Source organism: Piscibacillus salipiscarius JCM 13188 (genome assembly GCF_001311865.1).
Lineage (GTDB): Bacteria > Bacillota > Bacilli > Bacillales > Alkalibacillaceae > Piscibacillus > Piscibacillus salipiscarius.
This window is the reverse complement of record NZ_BBCD01000001.1, coordinates 20,120-40,025: the sequence shown is the minus strand read 5'-3', so window position 1 is coordinate 40,025 and position 19,906 is coordinate 20,120. Positions and strand designations below refer to the sequence as shown.

Here is a 19,906-nt window from a genome sequence, read left to right as displayed (position 1 = left end):
AACCCCTTAGTACATGGTGTGCTAAGGGGCTTTTTTTGCTAATTTAATAATTAATAAATATATAAAAAGCTGTCCCTTTTACAGGAACAGCTAATTCATTAATATTAGTGAATTTCCCGATACAAACCAATGACTTTTCCTAAAATAGAAACCTGATTCAATATAATAGGTTCCATCGTTGGATTTTCAGGTTCCAGGCGGTATTGGTTTTCATCTTTAAAGAAACGTTTAACCGTTGCTTCGTCATCTTCAGTCATGGCAACCACGATATCCCCGTTATTCGCCGTTGCTTGTTTTCTAACGATGACCATGTCTCTGTCAAAAATCCCAGCTTCTATCATACTATCACCTTGGATTGAAAGAACAAAGACGTCATCTTCAGTTGCTGAAATAGTAGATGGAATCGGGATAAATTCTTCTACATTTTCAATCGCCGTAATAGGTTCGCCGGCCGTTACTTTACCGATTAAAGGAGCGTATAAAGCGCTACGTTCATGGACGGTACTACCGTCATCATACACGATTTCAATAGCCCTAGGTTTAGTAGGGTCGCGCCGAATATAACCCTTTTCTTCTAATCTAGATAAATGACCATGAACAGTAGAACTTGAAGCTAAGCCAACAGCTTCGGCAATTTCTCTAACAGAAGGTGGGTAACCTTTTAAATTGACATTATTAACTATGAAATCAAAAATCTCTTTTTGTCTCTTTGATAGTTTTTTCATATTTTCACCTCAACGTTTAATCCTGGGTTTATTATAGCAATATTAACCAATATAAGCAAACATTCGTTCGTAAAAATTTAAAAACTTGTCTAAGAAGGATTCAACATGTAAAATGACAATCGAACCTATATAAAGGAGTTTTTTGAATGATTTCTGATGAACGAATTAAACGGATAAATGAATTAGCTAATAAATCAAAGACAGAAGGTTTAACTGATCAAGAAAAGAAAGAGCAAAAGAAGTTAAGAGAAGAGTATTTACAAGCATTTCGGCAGTCATTTAAGAACCAACTAAAATCAGTTAAAGTTGTAGACCCTGAAGGTACAGATGTTACACCTGATAAATTAAAGAACGAAAAAGAAAATGGTCAAAAGCACTAAAAGGTTTCTTCAAATAGAAGGAATCTTTTTTTGTATGGATTTATCGATAGATTTGTTATAATAAATTTTGTGTGATTAATGATACATAAAGGGTATGGTATTTAAGGATGACAAGTTTTGTGTTGTGTATACTAAAAGTATTGTAAAATTACTATAAAATAACTTGTCAGATGTTACTAAACCATATACGATAAATGGTGGTAACTGATTGAACGGATATGAAAGGGGATTTTAAATTGACGAATATTGAACAAAATCAATCAATACGATCAGAACACTTGCGATTGATGCAGTTGAGAAAGCAAGCTCTGGTCACCCAGGTATGCCAATGGGTGCAGCTCCTATGGCGTATACATTATGGAGTAAAGTTATGAATCATAACCCTAAAAATTCTTCATGGTTTAACCGAGATCGATTTGTTCTATCGGCTGGTCATGGGTCTATGCTACTTTATGCTTTACTTCATTTATCTGGCTATAAAGTATCAATGGATGATATTAAGAATTTCCGCCAGTGGGGGTCTAAAACACCTGGTCACCCTGAATTTGGTCATACAGATGGTGTCGAGGCAACAACTGGTCCATTAGGCCAAGGAATTGCTATGTCAGTGGGTATGGCGATGGCAGAACGTTTCTTAGCTTCCAAGTTTAATAAAGACAATCAAAATGTGGTAGACCATTATACGTATAGTATTTGTGGTGATGGTGATCTAATGGAAGGTGTATCTCAAGAAGCAGCTTCATTAGCAGGTCATTTAAAGCTTGGAAAATTAATCGTTATGTATGATTCCAATGATATTTCATTAGACGGTGATCTAAATCGTTCATTTTCAGAGAGTGTTGAAGATCGTTTTAAAGCGTATGGATGGCAAGTCATTCGCGTAGAAGACGGAAATGATACTGAAGCTATCGAAAAAGCATTATTAGATGCGAAAGCGACAGATGACAAGCCTACTTTAATTGAAGTAAAAACAGTCATTGGTTATGGGGCACCAAACAAAGGTGGTAAATCTGATGCCCACGGAGCTCCATTAGGTGATGAAGAGCGTCAATTAGTAAGAGAACATTATAATTGGGATCATGAAGATTTCCACGTACCAGAAGAAGTAAAAGCTGACTTTGAAGAAAAAATGGTAAAGCGTGGTAAAGAAGCTGAAGATGAGTGGAATCAATTACTTGGACAGTATAAATCAGAACACCCTGAATTAGCTAAGGAATTTGAACTGGCGATGAACGGAGAGCTTCCTGTTAACTGGAATGCAGATCTTCCAACCTATGATGAGGACTCAAAAGCACTAGCTACTCGTGCAGCTTCAGGCGAAGTACTTAATGCGATTGCTAAAAATGTGCCGCATTTATTTGGCGGAAGTGCCGATTTAGCTGGTTCAAATAAAACGATGTTAAAAGATGAAGAAGACTTCAAATATCCTGACTATTCTGGTCGTAACATTTGGTTTGGAGTACGTGAATTTGCTATGGCTTGTGCACTAAATGGTATGGCTCTACACGGCGGAGTTAAGGTGTATGGAGGTACGTTCTTTGTATTTAGTGATTACTTACGTCCAGCACTTCGTCTATCTGCATTAATGGGTACTCCAGTTACGTATGTACTAACCCACGACTCGATTGCTGTTGGGGAAGATGGACCTACTCATGAACCGGTTGAGCAACTTCCATCTTTACGTGCGATGCCGCATTTAAAACTAATTAGGCCTGCAGATGCTAATGAAACAAAAGTAGCTTGGGAAATTGCAGTTCAGTCTACTGATACTCCGACTGCATTAGTCTTAACTAGACAAGGGTTACCAGTACTGCCTGAAACAGCTAAAAAGGCACCCGAAGGTGTTCGTAAAGGTGCATATGTGGTTAATGAGGTTGAAAAACCAGATCTATTATTGTTAGCTTCAGGTTCGGAAGTTCAGTTAGTTCACAAAGCTAGTGAACAGTTAAAAGAAGAAGGAATTAACGCTCAAGTCGTGAGTATGCCTTCTTGGTACTTATTCGATCAACAAGATGATGATTATAAGGAATCAGTACTACCAAACAATGTTAAAGCTCGTTTAGCTGTAGAAATGGCTTCTCCATTTGGATGGGAGAGGTATACGGGGTTAGACGGTGATGTATTAGGAATTCCTACATTTGGTGCATCAGCTCCTGGAAACAAAGTTATTGAAGAGTACGGTTTTACGGTTGAGAATGTTGTAAGTCGTGCGAAAAAGCTTTTAAAATAGGTATTTTGACAAAAACAATCAGTTTACAGGATTAAAATTTTGACAAATTTCGCCTAAGATTATTGATATGATATGTCCCAAAAGGGGGACATATCATGTATCAATATCATTTATATTTAGTGAAATCAGATTATGCGAAGCATTTTTATTATAAAATTGATACGGTATATCGTTTCTTGCAAGAACAAATGATGGATCAACCATCTAAATCCGCACAAGGACAGTATAAGCTTGTATTGGACAAGGTATATGCGAAGGATCTATTTCTACATTTAAATTATTGGAAAGATCAAGATATTCATATAAATATGAACCGTAATCATATTAACTTAATGGATTGTAAGCAATCGATCTCGTTAACAGTTAATGACTATTCAATTTCAATTTCTGCTGAGACAATTGTTGACTTAGATCAAATATTGTTTCGATCAATTAAGACTTTCCACCCTCACGTATTTGTAGTAAATTATGAAACTTATGAATGTGGGTGGATTACACCTTTTGTTGGTAAACAAATCTATTCACTATAATCAAATTTCGACTATTGTCATAGGGTTGTTGTTTTAATATACTTATTGAGAGACAACTAGAAGGAGGAAAATTTAATAATGGATACAATTTGGGTCGTATTAATTGCTTTAGGAGCACTTATTATCGGTCTTGCTATTGGTGTTTTTGTTGCTCGTAAGATGATGATGAGTTACCTTAAGAAAAACCCACCTATTAATGAACAAATGTTACGCACAATGATGATGCAAATGGGTCAAAAACCATCACAAAAGAAAATTAATCAAATGATGAGAGCAATGAATCAACAAATGGATGAGCCAAAAAAGAAAAATAAGTTAAAAGGATGGACAAGTAGTCTATCCTTTTTTAATTTCTGTTATTTTTCACTAAATTTTCAAGCATTACAAGATAACTAAGGCCTGTAATTTGGTACGATACATGTAGGTTATGTTTAGAAGGAGAGTTTTTAATGGACCTTAATATATTTTTAGCCTTTGGTGCAGGGTTCTTATCTTTTATTTCACCATGCGTCTTACCGCTATATCCGGTGTTCTTATCCTACGTCACAGGAATGAGTGTTGAAGAGTTAAAGACTGAAAATGCAATGCTTAGAAAAAGAAGTTTATTACATACATTATTTTTCCTTATTGGATTTTCGGCAATCTTTATCATTATGGGATTCTCAACTTACTATATAGGTGAGTTTTTAATCACTTATCAAGACTTAATCCGTCAGCTGGGTGCCGTTTTAATTATATTTTTGGCTTCTTCATGATTGGAATCTTTAACTTTGAATTTCTTATGAAAGAACGTAAGGTGACAATCAAGAACAGGCCAGCAGGATATATTGGAACATTGTTAATAGGAATGGCTTTTTCGATGAGCTGGACACCTTGTACAGGCCCGATTTTGGGCGCTGTGATTACTTTAGCAGCATCAGATCCTCAATCTGCTGTTGTCTTAATGACAGCTTATTCTCTAGGCTTCTCAATTCCATTTTTCATTTTATCATTCTTTGTTGGCAAAATGGATTGGTTAACGTCATTCAGCTAAAATTTCTAAAGTTGGAGGATATATTCTAATCTTCCTAGGTATTGCTTTATTTTTTGATTGGATGAAAGACCTTACAGCTTATTTAGCTAGCTTCTTTGGTTTTACAGGTTTCTAATATCGTTTGTATTTCATATATTAAGTGTATTAGAATAAAGTTAATGAACGTATCGTGAAGGAGTTATGTTATGAAGCAACCTAATGATCTAATACTACGTACTACGACTCAATTAATTGCCTTTATTCTATTAGGTTTTAGTGTTTATTTATTCTTTGCTGGTCACAATGCACCTGGAGGCGGTTTTATTGGAGGATTAATGACCTCAGCCGCCATTATATTAATGTACATGACTTATGGCTTTGATAAAATCGAGAAAATATTACCCGTAAACTTCAGAACTTTATTTGTCACGGGTTTATTAATCGCTACGTTAGCTGGAATTGGCTCCATTTTCTTTGGTGAGTCCTTTTTATCACATACATCAGAATACTTTAATATTCCACTTCTAGGTGAAAAACACTTAGCAACTGCTATGATTTTTGATTTAGGTGTATATTTAGTAGTAGTAGGAATCACTTTAACCATTATTTTATCGATTTCAACCGATTCAGACGATAATGAATCTGACAATGTAGGTGTATAATAGTGTTCTTTGAAAGTACTTTATTTGCTGTGTTAACGACAGTGATGTTTATAGTAGGCGCTATAACAATGATTATAGTGAGGTCTCGTGCATCAAAAAACCAGCAAGTGTAAAAAAAATTATATTACCACCACTTGGTATGAGTACGGGTGCATTTATGTTTCTCATTCCATATTTTCAAGTATCTTGGTGGCAAGTCCTTGAAGCTATTTCGGTAGGAATGGCCTTTTCGGTTTTATTAATTTGGACTTCTAATTTTGAAGTCAAGGGAAAAGATATTTATTTAAAACCATCTAAAGCCTTTATATTTATATTAGTTTTCTTATTATTGTTAAGGATTGCTCTTAAGGCTTATTTAGGACAAGAAGTTTCAGTTGGTGAGACAAGTGGCATGTTTTATTTACTTGCATTCGGTATGTTGTTCACATGGCGAATCGCTATGTTGATTAAATTTATGAAAATTAAGCAAAGCTTAAATTTCAGTCAGGTTAATTTCAGTTCACGGTCAAATTAATTTGGTCGTGAACTTTTTCTTTACATTCATCAAATTTTCATATTCATTCATTATGATTATTATAGAACGGAAGGTGAAAGTATGGCAGCAACGTCAGTATTAATATCAGTCGGAACATTAGTAGTCAGCTTTATCGTCGGTATAATAACTTATTTCTTGACTAGTCAAGAATCAATTGATGTAAGAAAAAAGAATATCGAAGAAGTGTCATCGTTTATTGTAAATGTCATCATATTTATTTGGATTGGGAAAATCCTTTTAAACATCAATCTTTTTATTCAGGACCCGTTAGCTGTATTAGCTTATCCAAGTTATTCTAGTGCATTTTACATAGGATTAATTGGTGCAGTTCTTGTCTTCGTTAGGAGGATGAAAAAAGGATTGGTTGATTTGGCGCCATTTCTAAACTCTTTGATGGTCATCTTTATTTTTACCTCTTTTACTTATGAATTTGTAGATTATGTTTGGAATGATAACTTATATACTTGGCGATACTTAACGTTGTTATTTGGAATAACGATGATCTATATTATGATTTCAAATAAGGTGTCATATTACTTAACAAGTGGACTATTAATGGTCTTATGGGGACTTGGACAAACTATTTTGTCAATATTACTTCCGTTTACAACAGTTTTTGGCTATTTAATTTCTATTTGGTTTTTCATTATTATTAGCATAATTGGGATCGTTTTGTTATTAACTAGAAAGCAGGTGAAAGCATGGCAGAAACAGCAGACTTAACTATTTGGTTAGCTTTAGGTGCGGGAATATTGTCGTTTTTTATCCCCGTGCACTCTACCTTTGTTTCCCGCTTACATTTCTTATATAACGGGTGTAAGTGTTAAGGAATTACAAAATGATAAAAGTTTGAAAGTCCGGTCACTTATTCTGATTCACTCAGTCCTATTTTTATTTGGTGTATCGCTAGTTTTTATCGGATTAGGATTGGGCGCTTCATATTTAGGTCAATTTATTCAAGGGTTTCTAGTTGGGGAATCCGGCCAATTATTACAACGGATCGCTGGGATTTTTATTATCATAATGGGATTATTTGTAGCAGGTTGGTTAAATATAACGTCTTTTATGAAAGAAAAGCGTATTCAATTTGCTAATAAACCTCGCGGATATTTGGGAACCGTATTAATAGGAATGGGATTTGCAGCAGGTTGGACTCCGTGTATCGGTCCAATCTTTGGTTCAATATTAGTTTTAGCAGCAAATAACCCTGCCCAAGGTTCACTATATACCATTTTTTATGTCATAGGATTTGCTTTGCCGTTTTAATCTTAACATTCTTTATGAGTTCAGCGAGGTGGATTGTTAAGTATAGCGGATTAATTATGAAAATTGTGGTACCATCATGATCATCATGGGGGTTTTATTATTCACAGGTCAAATGTCAAGAATATCAAGCTTCCTATTAAGATTAGTGCAAGATACTTGGATGGCTAACTTAGGTTAGATGGAGGGAAAATAGGATGAAAAAGTATATCATTTTAGCTGTTCTAATAGTGATGTTTGGGTGGGCGGTTTATGACTTTGTTCAGTCAAACGAAACAAATCAAGAACAAGATGATAGTGGTTTTATGATTAGCAGTGAACCGAATGCAGAGAATACCGAAGAATCTAAAGTAGGATTAGATATCGGTAGTAAAGCACCAGACTTTGAGCTTGAAAATCTTCAGGGAGAAACTGTTAAGCTATCAGATTACCGAGGTCAAAAAGTGATGATTAACTTTTGGGCAACTTGGTGTCCGCCATGCCGAGCGGAAATGCCTGATATGCAAAAGTTTTATGAGGAAAAAGAGGTCGTTATATTAGCAGTTGATATGTTTGAAACAGAACAAAACTTAGATAATGTAAAAAACTTTAAGAACGATTTCAACTTAACTTTTCCAATTTTAATTGATGAAGGTGATGTTTCAACAGAGTATCAAATACTTCCGATACCTACTTCATATTTTGTGGATTCAAAAGGAATTATAAGACATAAATCCATGGGAGCTATGAATTATGAACAAATGATTCAAGCGTATGAAAAGATGGATTAGCCCCGTATAGTTTAATATAATGGTAAGGTAGGTGAGGTGTTTAGACATGAAAGAGACAATTTTAATAGTTGAAGATGAAGAGATGATTAGAAATTTAATAAGGTTATATTTAGAAAAAGAACAATACGAAGTCATTGAAGCTGCAGATGGAATTGAGGCACAAGCACAATTCCTTAAACACCAGCCTTGCCTCATTATATTAGATTTAATGCTACCTAAATTATCTGGTGAAGAATTTTGTGAATGGGTGAGAAATCAGGAAACAACACAGGAAACATCGATCATTATGTTATCTGCTAAAACACAAGTAGATGATAAAGTTAATGGTCTCAAATTGGGCGCTGATGATTATCTAACCAAACCATTTAACCCTGAAGAGTTATTAGCTCATATTGAAGCGGTGCTAAGGCGTACGGGGAGGTTTTGTCATAAAATTACTTACGATGGGCTTAGCATTAAGGTTAGAAAAGGTGAAGTGACATTAAATGGTGAGCCTATTCAATTGACAAAGCATGAATTTAATTTACTTTATTTTCTAATGTCTAACCCTAACTCAGTATATAGTCGTGAACAATTAATAGAACAGCTTTATCCAAACTATGAACACGATATTTTAGACAGAACGATCGATGCCCACATTAAAAAGCTACGATTAAAAATTAATGATCAAAAAGATCCAAAGCGCATTCAAACAGTGAGAGGAATGGGATACAAATTGTCCCGAATCAGGAACATGTTTAAAAGCTTATTGGTAAGATTAACGTCACTTAACATTTTAATGATTACATTAAGTATTTTAATCAGTAGTTTTGCCATATACCAAACGGCATGTATATTGGTTGATTCCATTGGCAACCTCAATGAGAATCGGCAGTCACAGTTTGAGTGGATTCTATTTCAATATTTATTTGTATTTAGTTTTCTAACCATTATAATTGGGAGCGTTTTGCATTTTTATTTAACCAAAAGTTTTAATTAATCCCATTCGTAAGTTGATTTTATCTACGAAAAAATTAAAAGAAGGCGAAATCCCTGAATCAGTTAATTATGAATCCAATAATGAAATCGGTGAATTAGTGAATCATTATAATGAACTGTTACACCGGCTTAAGGAAAACAATCAGTTAAGAAGAAAAATGGTTACAGATCTTTCGCATGAAGTCAGAACACCTATTCAAAACTTAAACGGCTATTTATACGCTATTAAAAATGGTGATATAGAGCAAAATGAAGTCGTAATGGAATCGTTGTTTAATGAATCAGAAAGATTGAAACATTTAATCGAACAGTTAGATCAGCTAAAAGAATGGGATTTAGCTAAACATAACGTCATACTCGATAAATCTACTGTTGAGATTTCAAATTTGATTCGAAGATGTGTATCAATTTTTCAGTGGAAATTTGATCAAGTTCATATTTCAATTGATTTGAAGTTAGATGAAGACCTGATTGAATTGCAAGAAGAAGGGATTCAACAAGTAATCAATAATTTACTAGATAATGCTTATAGATATCATGAAGGGTCTGATCCAGTTCAAATTCATGGTAAAAAACACGAAGACTACTATGAATTCAGTATAATAAGCAAAGGGCAACCTATAGCACCTACCGATCAAGAAGAAATTTTTTAAACGATTTTACAGATTGAATCAACATGAAAAGAAGATTAACAGCACGGGATTAGGTTTAGCCATTGCCAAGGAGATAATTTCTAATCATAAGGGGAATATTGGAGTTTATTCATCAAAACAAGAGAATACTTTCTGGTTTACATTACCAAAAAGAAAAACAATGAGTACTTAATCATAAGCTCATTGTTTTTCTAATAAATGTTCATAAGAAGAGAAATCTATATTTTTTTCATTTAGTCGTTTGACTAAAAAACTTATGATCTCGTTTAGGAGTTGCTAGTATGTAGCCTTCAATAATCACATCTAAAGTTATCTTCTTTTTGCGCTTTTGAAGTGCGACCTTCCCTATTTTAGCTGCTATTTTTTGTTTAGCTACATCCCTAAAAAGCTGAGGTACAGGTTCAACAAGTTCGTTTAATAATTTCTTTTCCTCTTCACCCCACATGTGGATGGTCTGGTCTACATAGTATTCTTCCCAGTCAATAATGGATTTTCCATCATCCTTAGGCAATTTTTAGGAATTTACGAAACATAAAAAAGCCGCCTATTCCTAATAACCCAATCATAATTAAGCCCCATAATATCATTAAATAACCAACTGTCTCAGACATGTTATTCACTCTCTTTAATTAATTGATGGCGGGACTGTGTGGGAATCGAACCCACCGAAGACGACACGCGCCTTCCAGGAGGTTTTGAAGACCTTGACAAGCACCAGCATTGTAACCAGCCCCATAAACCCTGTTATATCAAGGTTTTTAAAACCTTTATAACGGTTTTTTTAACAGTTTGAATCGGTTTTAACTTGTCCTCTTTCAGTTTCAAATTATACTTTTATTCTATTAAATTATCAATTATTAAGTAAAGTTCATTTAAAATTTGTTCAAGTTTAGAAATTGGCTGAATTAATGATATAATTTGCATTTATTTTTGAAAATTTTTAAAGGTTTTGTTTTCCCTTGTTAATGCTGATTGTTTTGACTAAGGAGATAATCGACCATATAGGGAATCCAAAATAATGTTACGATTTAAGAATTGCTGTAACCCTTGATACAATAGGGTTTTTAAACGAAAATCTTTAGGCAATGTCGATACCCCCAATAAATACTGCCTATTTCGACAAAAGAGATAATCGACCATATAGGAAGGTGTAATTATTGCAGTGGACATTTAGAAAACGCTGTAACCCTTGGTATTACAGAGTTTTTAATCGAAAATTTTTAGGCGATGTCGATAGTATCTGTATTTATGGGGTATCTCAACAAATGACTTAATGCACCATATAGGAAGGTTCAGATTAAAAACCTTCATTTTAAGCCCAAAAGTGTCAAGTAAACAGCCCTTGAACCCTTGATATGACTGGCCTCTTATTTTCTCCTAATGGTAGGGTATGATTAATTTGTTTTAAGCAGTCAAATTGATTGATTGTTTAAAAGAGATTAACTATCTCTATGTAAGCACTAATTATTAATAACCTCCAAGAAGTCACGTTTTGACTTCTACTTTTCGCTAGAGTAGTCGTTTTGGCTACTCTATTTTATTTTTTTACTCATAAATATGAGTGGACAGGAGAGATAAAAAATGGATTTATCACAAATACCTTTAGATGTTTGGTTATCGCAAGGTGTTTTGCGATACTATTGTTTGGCTATTGATTGATACAAGAAAAGAAGCCAAAAAACGAGAAGAACAACTGACAGCACAGATAGACAGGCAAAATGAATCACAATCTAAAATTGTACAGACATTAGAACGCCTAGAAACCAAAATACAAAATATTAAGGGGGGAATAAATGAATGGCTGAAATTACACAAGACGCATATCAAGATTTACGTGATTATATTCAAAACAGTTGGCAGTTTATCGAACTTCAAGACGATAGTGGAACAGCAGTATTACGACTTGATCCTAGCGACAGTCGAGTAACGTGGACGCATACAGCAGGAAGTCAAATTTTACAATTACAAGTAGTAGTTAAAGGTTCTGATACTGATATTACTGCCCCACAAACATTTGCACAATCGGTTATTTTCAATGTTGCTAGTGGTGGTAATCCATTAAGCACAGAAACATTTACAGCATTTACAATCGAACAAGACGAAGATCAATTAACGGTGATACATAATATTGAAGTACCGCAAGTTTAAGGCGGTGATTAATTATGGCAACTTTAATAAGTACACCGCAAGATTTAGATAATATTAGAAATGATTTAACTGGTACTTTTGAATTAACAAATGACATTGATATGTCTGGTTGGGGTAATTGGACACCAATTGATGATTTTGGTGGTTCATTAGATGGTAAAGGATATAAGATTCTTAATTTATCTATTAATCACAATGCTCATACTGGTTTGTTTGGGATAACTTCATCTACTTTTACAATTTTATATTTAGGATTTGAAAATATAGATATTGTAAACAGTAATTCAAATGCAGGTGCTTTAATTGGGTACACAAGTGGTAGCAACACTATTATTGATAACTGTTTTGTTGAAGGTGGAACAATTCAAGCATATGGTTATGCAGGTGGATTAATAGGTAACTTACGAGGAACTGCAACAGTAACAAATAGTTATACTAATTTAGATTCTATACATACTACTAATTATCGTTCAAGCGGTTTTATTGGTGCATTTGTGGGTGATAATCATTTGGTTGAAAATTGTTATTCAGTTACTAATAGTTTAACCTCTGCTGACCCTAATGAAGTATTTGGTTTTGCTTGGTATGAAAATAATTCAACAGTAAATAACTGTTTTTGGGATACAGAGGTAAGTGGTGTAACTCAAACACATCATGGTACAGGTAAAACAACAGCAGAAATGCAAACTCAATCTACCTATACCAATTGGGATTTTACTTCTATATGGGGGATAAATGGTAGTTATCCATATTTACAAGTGTTTGGTACACCTGAACAACCTGCTAAACAAGAATCTAGAGAAGTAACCTCTTACCTTAATATTATTACTTCTCAATTAGATGTCGCAATAGATGACTATGTACCACCAAAAATAGAAACACGATCTATTCAATCTGATATACAACCTATTTCTAGCCACATACAGAGCCACAGAGCAACTTTAAGAAGTATTGAAGGGTATTTGTCTAGGATTGATACAAATGCCACACAATCAAGCCATATCGTACGAGTTGGGAATGTAACAAGTTTTGTTTCTCCAATTCAATCTAGCGTTAATGTATCAACTTATCGACAACCTATAATACAAACTATTAATCTAGTATCGTATTTGAACCGCATACAAGCCGATACAGACGTTTATTACCATCTAGTAGTAAAACCATTAATGGTTACATAACTATCGAGAGTAACCAATCTCGAACGTCATATAACGTGAATAATACTTATAGTCAAGTTATAGAAAATCCATCTTACAGTGAGGTGATGGAATGATTTATAAAGGTGATACTGTTCGTTTAAAAGTACACTTTAAATCGTTGAACGGACAGTCAGTTAATCCAGTTGACGTGTACTTAACAATCTATGATAAAGACCAAACTGAAATTGAATCAATTGCTTTAGACGACACCAATCAAGAAGATGTAGGTGTCTTTTTTATGACTATGTACTACCCAATGACAAACCTGAAGTGATTTTCGAGTTTAGAGGATTGCATAATCAAAAACCTATCCTTGTTAGAGATAGGATTGAATCAAAATTTATTTAAAAAGGAGAGATTGTGTATGGCTGAAGAAAACACATTTACACAAGAACAGGTAGATGAGGCAATTCAGAACGCTAAAACAGAATGGACTGAGCAAGAGTTAGATCCAATCGTTACAGAACGTGATGAGTTACTTCAATACAAGCCGAAAGAATTAACAGAAGAAGAAAAAGCGTTAGCAGAAAAAGAGCAGAATTTATTTAAGCGTGAAGTAAATGCAACTTTAAAAGAAAATGGATTAGAGCAATTTGCTGATGTAGTTAAAGTACAAGATGAAGAAGAACTTAATCAAGCAGTTAAATCACTTAATCAGATTGTCAACGATATTAAAACAAGCGTTGGCTATGTACCACAGGATCATGCGACTGATGATGAGTATTCTAAGTTTGAAAAAGATAAGGATACAAAAGGCATGATAGGTACAAAATTAACTAAACTCTTTGGATAAGCCGATTTTATCGGTTTATATAAATTAAAACAACTATTAAAGGAGATTGATATTAATGTTTAACTCAGATAACTTTACACAAGCAGAACGAATTAGTTTAGCAAAGGAAATCGCAGTAATTGGTGTTCAAGCGACACCTTTAACATCTATGCTTATGGCAAAAGGTAATATTGAAAAAGCACTTAGCACTGTTTACACTTGGAGAGAAAAGACGTTGGATTCTACGGATGACATTTCAGCAGAAGAAGGTTCAGATACAACAACTTTCTATGAATCTGCTAGAGCAGAACTAAATAACGTGCTTGAAATCTTCAAAAAGGGTGCTAGTATCTCAGGTTCAGCACAGGCAATGAAATCTAGTCAATTAGCAGAAGAAGTAAATGATCGTCTATTAGAACTAAAAATCAACATGGAGAAGAAATTAATCAATGGTCTAAAAGATGATGGTTCGACTTCAGGTATTCGTCATATGAGTGGTCTAATTGAATTTGCAGACGCTAGTAACGCAGTCGCAGCGACTGACGCTGTAACTGAAGACAATATTAAAACTGCTATGCGTAACCTTTGGGATCAAGATTTAGCAGAGGGTACTTATTATGCTTTAGTCAATGCGGACATTAAAGAAGACGTAGACGCTATCTATCAAGATCGTTACAACTACAATCACAAACAAACTAACTTTGGTTTAGTGGTTGATTCTGTAACAACTAACTACGGTACTGTAAACTTTATTTTATCTAAGCACGTACCTGTTGATAAAGCAGTATTTTTTAATGACGCTTATGTTGACCTTGCATATTTACGTGAGCCACATTTTGAGCCACTTGCTAAAACAGGTGACTCTGTTAAAGGTCAAGTAATTGCTGAATCTACACTTAAAGTAGGATCACCTAAAGGTGTTGGTGTATTAACTGTAACTGCTGGTGTATAAATTTATACATAATCAAGGGCTGTCCATTTTGGGCAGTCCTTTTTAATTTTAAAAGGAGAAATTGGAGATGTTTAGAAAGGAAGAATATCTATTAAAACGTAGACGTAAATGTATTACTCATAAAGATTTATCCGAAGTACTAAATTGCAGTCAATCACTTATCAGTAGATATGAAACTGGTGATTGTAATATGTCAGACGACAAGATAGAGAGATATAAAAGATACATAGATCAAAAATAAAATCGAAAAGTAGAGGTGAAAATGTGAAGGTATTAGTAAATTCATCTTAACCACTTCTTCTCACCTACACTAAGTAGGCAAGATAAGGAGTGGCAGGAGATGAAATATTTAAGCCGAGTATCAGAGAGATAGTGGGAGGATTTACTTCTTTCACTAAAAAATGAAAAAAGAATTAAAAGACATGTTTCCAAAATGGTGTTTTGAAAAAGGTAACTACTCAACAGTATTAACAAATGATTTAGATAGTTTGTTGGGTTGTGTGATTGAGCAATATGTAAATGGTTATGAAATAAATCACTTTTACGACTTTAACACGTTGTTTGTAAATGACCCTAACTATCAATCAAAATTAATAGGTGTCGATTTAGCATTACACAATGGTAGATCGTGGTGTAATCATGTAGTTAAAGTGTCTGAAGGTGATTATGTGAATCCTAAAACAGCCAATATTAATGCAATAAACGGCATACATAAGGATAATTATTTTGATAAATATGCTATGTCAACAGCATTATTAATGTGGTCATTTTATGATTTACCATTGCCAAAAACTAAACTAGGTAAAATGCTGATTTTATCAATTGATAGTGGATTTTTAGGACACTACAATGACCGATTTAAAGATATACATACACACTACCTAGAGTTATTGGAGTTCCCAGAGTTGATTGATCTATTAAATGAAACGGATATTGAGGAATTTTATGAGTTACAACAACAATACAAAACTAAAGCAACTATTAAATTAAATGATGAAGGTTATCTAGAAACTAATCTACCCTTGTCCAAGTTGGAAGGGGTTTTTAATTTGCCTTTAGAACTACCTAGAGGGCAATTTACGTTACAGAAGAAGTATATTGATTATGCCTGTAGCACAAACAAATTAATAGCAAAAGTGATATTAAACGTCAATTAGTATCTTTTGCTTTAACCAACAGAAACTTTTGTAAATTTACATACTTAAAAAGGGAGAGAAATTAATATGAAAATTAAAAATGATGATCTATTTTACTGTTACAGTAAAAAATTAAGCACGTATATCTATAAACATTCTGACGGAAAAATTGTACCTTTAACAATTGCAATTAATCCTAAGTCACAAAAAATGTTCAGTTTATATCCTAAATCAGAAGAATTGCAGAAGTGTTTAGATGTTTATAAAGAAGAAAATAGTCAAAATAAATAAATTTGAGCAATTATATTGAATTTACTCTGAAAATCAGTAAGGTTAAAAGCGTTGATATAATAGGGTTTTGGGAAATGAATTAAAATTTACTCGGAAAATAAGATTTTGGTATCTGAAAACCTAATATTTACTCGGAAAATAGGAACAGTTAATGAGTTAAAAGTGCCGATTTACTCTGTTTTTAGGTATATAGTAAAACAATCAAAATTATAGTCCAAACTTATACATTTTACAGTATGTTTGGACGATATTCCAAAAATAGTAAATACCAGTTTACTCGCTAATTCGGAATGATAAAACTATTAATATACCAAATTTACTCTGTATTTAGGTATATAATTAATTATAATTAATAATCTCTTAAAGAATTATAATTAATATTTCCTTGCTTTTTGTACTAGACGTACAACGCAAGAGAACAAGACAACTCATTTTTCTGTTTCTGGTCTGTTTTAAATTTAATTTCTAATTTAACAATTTATAATTCAAAAAGGGGTTTTTAAATGGAAAAGTTTGCAGTCAGTTCTATTAAAATTAAATCATCATGGTTTGACAGTAATAGGAAAAAGAAATCTGTCTTTAAGAAAATGGGAAAAGATGAAGGTTTAAATTTATACTTACAATTGTTCCGTTTCAGGGTACATCAAGGTTCTAAAGACGAACATTATTTTATTACTAGCATTGGCTCGTTGGTAAAATACACAAAGGTGAATATCAAAACTAAACTGTCAAAGAAAGATATACATAAACTACTTAAACAAATGGATCATGCAGGAGTTATCGAACTGCAAAATTATAAACGTTGGGATACATTATTAGATGAAAAAGGCAATGTTTATGATGATAAAATGATAATACTTAAAGCAACAGACGTTCCGAATGTCTATAACGAAGATATAGATATTCCCAAAACTGAAGATGACTACTATATTCCAGTTTCTTTTGATTTAATTAATCACATGTACGAACAAGATCTAACTTCTAAAGCGGTAACGATTTATCTATTGGTTCGTAAACTATCAAATTCATCTGCTGAACGTAAAGCATGGATAAACATTAATACAATCAAAAATTGGCTTGGCTTTGGCAATGACACAATTAAAGATTGTTTAATTGACCTTAATAAACTTGGGGTTGTGGCTACTAACGTAAGAAATAAGAAAGGTGGCATAAAATTTGAACATTATGCTGTCTTTGGTGGATTGAAAAATCTAGAACAGCATAAACAAGACAATTTAGACGTAATTAGTAAATTTCTAAAACGATATAATGAAGATACTGTTTCTGAAGACCCATTACCGTTTGAAGAAATAGAAGAAACAGAGATTGATGATGGCTGGGGAATACCCCCTGTAGGTTATCGTACTGAACACGAACTCTAGTGAAAACTAGGGTTCTTTTTTTATTAATAAATTTTAAGAGGTGTTAATTTTGGAAAACAAGAAAATCGTAAAGTTTGAGGAAGAAGGTCAGAACTCAATTCTGAAGAATTTAGATAAAATTGAAAAACTATTAATAGAAAACTACAATCTATCAGTTGTTAATAATAACGAACTAGAAATATTGAACACTAAATTAGAAAAAGTCAGTGATGAAACCCAAAGAATTAGTAAATTTTTAAATATTGATAGAGGTGATGTCGAATGAATATTTATCAAGCACTGAAAAAAGTTAGTTGGGAAAAACAACATTATTTTAAATACAAGTTTCCTGATCTTAGATACCAAAAAGACAGACCGTTAAAAACGGAAGAACAGTTCTTAAAGTATGTTAATCGTAAAACTATTGATTCGTTTCTTAATTGGGAATTAACCGAAGAATATAAAAATCTAGTTATTTTATATCTTCATTCTCAGGTGGCTGATGATCTGTTAGAAACATATAAAGCAGTGTCTGATAAAGCCAAAAATGGTGATGAAAAATCAGTAAAACTATTTCTGCAACTAAAGAAGGAAATTAATACATCTTCTAAGCAAGTTGCTAAACAATTTCAATCGCCATCTGATGATGAAGATGATTATGATTTAGATTTAAGTTAAGAGGTGGTGTGAATTGGCAGCCAAACAGAAAAATCAAAAAGCAATTGAAAAAGTGATGGGTGACTTTCGACTATTTGCTAAAAATTTTATTAAAATTACAGACAATAACGGTGCTAATGTACCGTTTGTATTAAATCCTGAACAAGAGCATTTTATGAAGGAAATGGAAAAATACAATATCATTCTAAAAGGTCGTCAAATAGGTTTTACCACATTTAGTTTAGCGTATATGTTATATCTTGCCTTAACAAATCCAGATACTAACTACTTGATGATGACACACCATAATAAAGTTACTCAATCATTGCTAAGGCGACTTAATAAGATGTATGACATGCTACCACATAAAAAATACCCTAATTTGTTCCCGAAAAAGAAGATAAACAATAGAGATGAAATTATTTTGATAATCACAGTCGTATTCAAGTTGCTACTGCTGGTGGTACAGATAGTATTTCAGGTAATACGTTTCAATTGATCCATTTTAGTGAAATGGCTAAATATCCTACTGATGAACAAAGTGAGATTATCGCTACAGCCATTCCAGCCCTTGCTAAGAATAGAGATAGTAAAATAATCATTGAATCGACTGCTTATGGTGAAAATGAGTATGCTGATATGTTTCGTAAGGCATGGAGAGGTAAAGAGAGTGTATGGAAAGCACACTTTTATAGTTGGTTGGCTAAAGCGTATAGTAAACAGTTTAAACATAGTTTGATGAGGCAGAAGAATGGTTTAAAGTACATAATCAAGGTAGTCGTATGAGAAAGCAACATTTAGAACATGACGAAAAGGTATTAAAAGAAGAACATAAAGCAACCTATCGTCAGTTGATGTTTAGGCGACATTACATTGAAACTAATTCTATTGAGAAATTTAAACGTGAGTTTCCTACGACACCTGAAGAAGCATTTAATACGACTAATGTTGGTGTATTTGATACAAATAAAATAGTTGAACGTATGCAACATGTGATCGATCCGATTGAAACTAATGAAATATATGACGAGTTACCAGATGTATTGAAACCATATATCAATAAAAGTCTATACATATATCGACTACCTAAACCTTCAGTACGTTGCTATGGTGGTGTAGATACAGCAAGTGGTACTGGTGGAAGTAATGATAATAGTACAATCAGTATATTTAATGCAGAAGGTCAACAGATGGCTAGTTTTTATGCAAATGATGTTCCTGTCTATAAGTTCGCTGAAGTGGTGAACAGTTTAGGCAGGTTTTTTAATTATGCTTACCTTTGTATTGAACGTAACAGTTATGGATTACCTTTAATCGAAAGGGTTAGGAAAGAGTACGGTTACTTAAACTTATTAAAACAAAAGACGTTCGATAAGAAAGGGCATAGAAAACTTCAGTTAGGTTTTCAGACAACCAATGTAACAAAACCAATTATTATTAATGACTTTGTAGAGCATTTTGACTTGAATATGATTGTCATTGAATGTGTGGAAACATTGGAAGAAATGAAAATCTATCAGGACAATAATGGAAAATTAGGCAATAAACGTGGAGAAGATCGACATGACGACTTAGTGATTAGTGTGGCTATGTCAATACAAGCCATGAAACACGCTAAATATTATGTCGAGATATAAACGTAAGGAAGGTGA

Annotated in this window: 22 protein-coding genes, 1 tRNA gene and 5 pseudogenes; 25 read left to right on the top strand and 3 right to left on the bottom strand. The window is 33.3% G+C overall.

The annotated features are described in order from the left end of the window. Positions 1-104: 104 nt before the first annotated feature. Positions 105-725, bottom strand: a complete 621-nt coding sequence (lexA, locus tag JCM13188_RS00245) for a transcriptional repressor LexA (protein ID WP_054751340.1) — start codon at positions 723-725, stop codon at positions 105-107. Positions 726-871: 146 nt separating this feature from the next. Here lexA and JCM13188_RS00240 point away from each other — a divergent pair, with 146 nt between their 5' ends. The 13 genes and pseudogenes from JCM13188_RS00240 to JCM13188_RS20035 all read left to right on the top strand — a co-directional run bounded on the left by JCM13188_RS00240 (position 872) and on the right by JCM13188_RS20035 (position 9,910). Then, entirely contained in the window at positions 872-1,105 is a 234-nt protein-coding gene (locus JCM13188_RS00240; protein WP_054751338.1) for a DUF896 domain-containing protein, read from the top strand. Positions 1,106-1,364: 259 nt separating this feature from the next. Further along, positions 1,365-3,335, top strand: coding sequence for a transketolase (tkt, locus tag JCM13188_RS00235; protein WP_054751336.1), 1,971 nt, complete (start codon positions 1,365-1,367; stop codon positions 3,333-3,335). Positions 3,336-3,430: 95 nt separating this feature from the next. Next, positions 3,431-3,865 (top strand): sporulation inhibitor of replication protein SirA, encoded by a 435-nt coding sequence (sirA, locus tag JCM13188_RS00230; RefSeq protein ID WP_054751334.1) that lies wholly within the window; start codon positions 3,431-3,433, stop codon positions 3,863-3,865. Between the two features lie 78 nt (positions 3,866-3,943). Continuing rightward, positions 3,944-4,153: pseudogene (locus JCM13188_RS00225) on the top strand (YneF family protein); the annotation flags it as partial. 161 nt (positions 4,154-4,314) lie between these two features. Beyond that, positions 4,315-5,013 (top strand): annotated as a pseudogene (locus JCM13188_RS00220) (cytochrome c biogenesis CcdA family protein). 70 nt (positions 5,014-5,083) lie between these two features. Further along, positions 5,084-5,539, top strand: a complete 456-nt coding sequence (locus JCM13188_RS00215; RefSeq protein WP_054751331.1) for a Na(+)/H(+) antiporter subunit B — start codon at positions 5,084-5,086, stop codon at positions 5,537-5,539. Between the two features lie 139 nt (positions 5,540-5,678). Continuing rightward, on the top strand, positions 5,679-6,053 hold the full coding sequence (locus tag JCM13188_RS00210; RefSeq protein ID WP_369404715.1) for a CcdC family protein: 375 nt from the start codon (positions 5,679-5,681) through the stop codon (positions 6,051-6,053). An 81-nt stretch (positions 6,054-6,134) separates the two neighbouring features. Beyond that, a complete protein-coding gene (locus JCM13188_RS00205; RefSeq protein ID WP_054751329.1) occupies positions 6,135-6,797 on the top strand; it encodes a hypothetical protein in 663 nt (220 codons plus the stop codon). Continuing rightward, positions 6,776-7,518: pseudogene (locus JCM13188_RS00200) on the top strand (cytochrome c biogenesis CcdA family protein). The gene JCM13188_RS00205 and the pseudogene JCM13188_RS00200 overlap by 22 nt, the downstream one beginning before the upstream one ends. A gap of 16 nt (positions 7,519-7,534) precedes the next feature. Beyond that, a complete protein-coding gene (locus tag JCM13188_RS00195; protein WP_054751327.1) occupies positions 7,535-8,107 on the top strand; it encodes a TlpA family protein disulfide reductase in 573 nt (190 codons plus the stop codon). Positions 8,108-8,153: 46 nt separating this feature from the next. Then, a pseudogene (locus JCM13188_RS00190) lies at positions 8,154-8,822 on the top strand (response regulator transcription factor); the annotation flags it as partial. Positions 8,823-9,099: 277 nt separating this feature from the next. After that, entirely contained in the window at positions 9,100-9,738 is a 639-nt protein-coding gene (locus tag JCM13188_RS00185; protein WP_054751325.1) for a sensor histidine kinase, read from the top strand. Next, a complete protein-coding gene (locus JCM13188_RS20035) occupies positions 9,719-9,910 on the top strand; it encodes an ATP-binding protein (protein ID WP_369404747.1) in 192 nt (63 codons plus the stop codon). Before JCM13188_RS00185 ends, JCM13188_RS20035 begins: the two co-directional genes overlap by 20 nt. Positions 9,911-9,918: 8 nt before the next feature. Here JCM13188_RS20035 and JCM13188_RS00180 read toward each other — a convergent pair. Then, positions 9,919-10,349 (bottom strand): annotated as a pseudogene (locus JCM13188_RS00180) (DUF2621 family protein). Between the two features lie 26 nt (positions 10,350-10,375). Next, positions 10,376-10,472: transfer RNA gene (locus tag JCM13188_RS17320), tRNA-Sec, on the bottom strand. 1,063 nt (positions 10,473-11,535) lie between these two features. On the opposite strand from JCM13188_RS17320, the gene JCM13188_RS00175 reads away from it, so the two are divergent. The 12 genes from JCM13188_RS00175 (at position 11,536) to JCM13188_RS17305 (ending at position 19,891) form a co-directional block, all read left to right on the top strand. Then, positions 11,536-11,886 (top strand): hypothetical protein, encoded by a 351-nt coding sequence (locus JCM13188_RS00175; RefSeq protein WP_054751323.1) that lies wholly within the window; start codon positions 11,536-11,538, stop codon positions 11,884-11,886. A 14-nt stretch (positions 11,887-11,900) separates the two neighbouring features. Continuing rightward, positions 11,901-13,064 carry a M26 family metallopeptidase gene (locus tag JCM13188_RS00170; RefSeq protein ID WP_054751321.1) on the top strand — a complete coding sequence of 388 codons (1,164 nt, stop codon included), beginning with the start codon at positions 11,901-11,903 and terminating at the stop codon, positions 13,062-13,064. 91 nt (positions 13,065-13,155) lie between these two features. Next, entirely contained in the window at positions 13,156-13,359 is a 204-nt protein-coding gene (locus tag JCM13188_RS00165; RefSeq protein ID WP_279401174.1) for a hypothetical protein, read from the top strand. A gap of 90 nt (positions 13,360-13,449) precedes the next feature. After that, positions 13,450-13,878, top strand: a complete 429-nt coding sequence (locus tag JCM13188_RS00160) for a hypothetical protein (protein WP_054751319.1) — start codon at positions 13,450-13,452, stop codon at positions 13,876-13,878. Positions 13,879-13,933: 55 nt separating this feature from the next. Next, positions 13,934-14,809: an SU10 major capsid protein gene (locus tag JCM13188_RS00155; RefSeq protein WP_054751317.1), complete on the top strand. Its 876-nt coding sequence runs from the start codon at positions 13,934-13,936 to the stop codon at positions 14,807-14,809. Positions 14,810-15,210: 401 nt separating this feature from the next. Further along, positions 15,211-15,966 carry a hypothetical protein gene (locus JCM13188_RS00145; RefSeq protein ID WP_054751313.1) on the top strand — a complete coding sequence of 252 codons (756 nt, stop codon included), beginning with the start codon at positions 15,211-15,213 and terminating at the stop codon, positions 15,964-15,966. Between the two features lie 773 nt (positions 15,967-16,739). Then, positions 16,740-17,618, top strand: coding sequence for a hypothetical protein (locus JCM13188_RS00135; protein ID WP_054751309.1), 879 nt, complete (start codon positions 16,740-16,742; stop codon positions 17,616-17,618). 49 nt (positions 17,619-17,667) lie between these two features. Further along, positions 17,668-17,883: a hypothetical protein gene (locus JCM13188_RS00130; protein ID WP_054751307.1), complete on the top strand. Its 216-nt coding sequence runs from the start codon at positions 17,668-17,670 to the stop codon at positions 17,881-17,883. Beyond that, complete coding sequence (locus JCM13188_RS00125; RefSeq protein ID WP_054751306.1) at positions 17,880-18,275, top strand: hypothetical protein; 396 nt, start codon at positions 17,880-17,882, stop codon at positions 18,273-18,275. The genes JCM13188_RS00130 and JCM13188_RS00125 overlap by 4 nt, the downstream gene beginning before the upstream one ends. Before the next feature lie 13 nt (positions 18,276-18,288). Beyond that, positions 18,289-18,753 (top strand): hypothetical protein, encoded by a 465-nt coding sequence (locus JCM13188_RS17315; RefSeq protein ID WP_279401173.1) that lies wholly within the window; start codon positions 18,289-18,291, stop codon positions 18,751-18,753. Then, positions 18,750-19,040: a hypothetical protein gene (locus JCM13188_RS17310; protein ID WP_279401172.1), complete on the top strand. Its 291-nt coding sequence runs from the start codon at positions 18,750-18,752 to the stop codon at positions 19,038-19,040. Before JCM13188_RS17315 ends, JCM13188_RS17310 begins: the two co-directional genes overlap by 4 nt. Then, positions 19,037-19,891, top strand: coding sequence for a terminase large subunit (locus JCM13188_RS17305; protein WP_279401171.1), 855 nt, complete (start codon positions 19,037-19,039; stop codon positions 19,889-19,891). Before JCM13188_RS17310 ends, JCM13188_RS17305 begins: the two co-directional genes overlap by 4 nt. Positions 19,892-19,906: the final 15 nt, after the last annotated feature.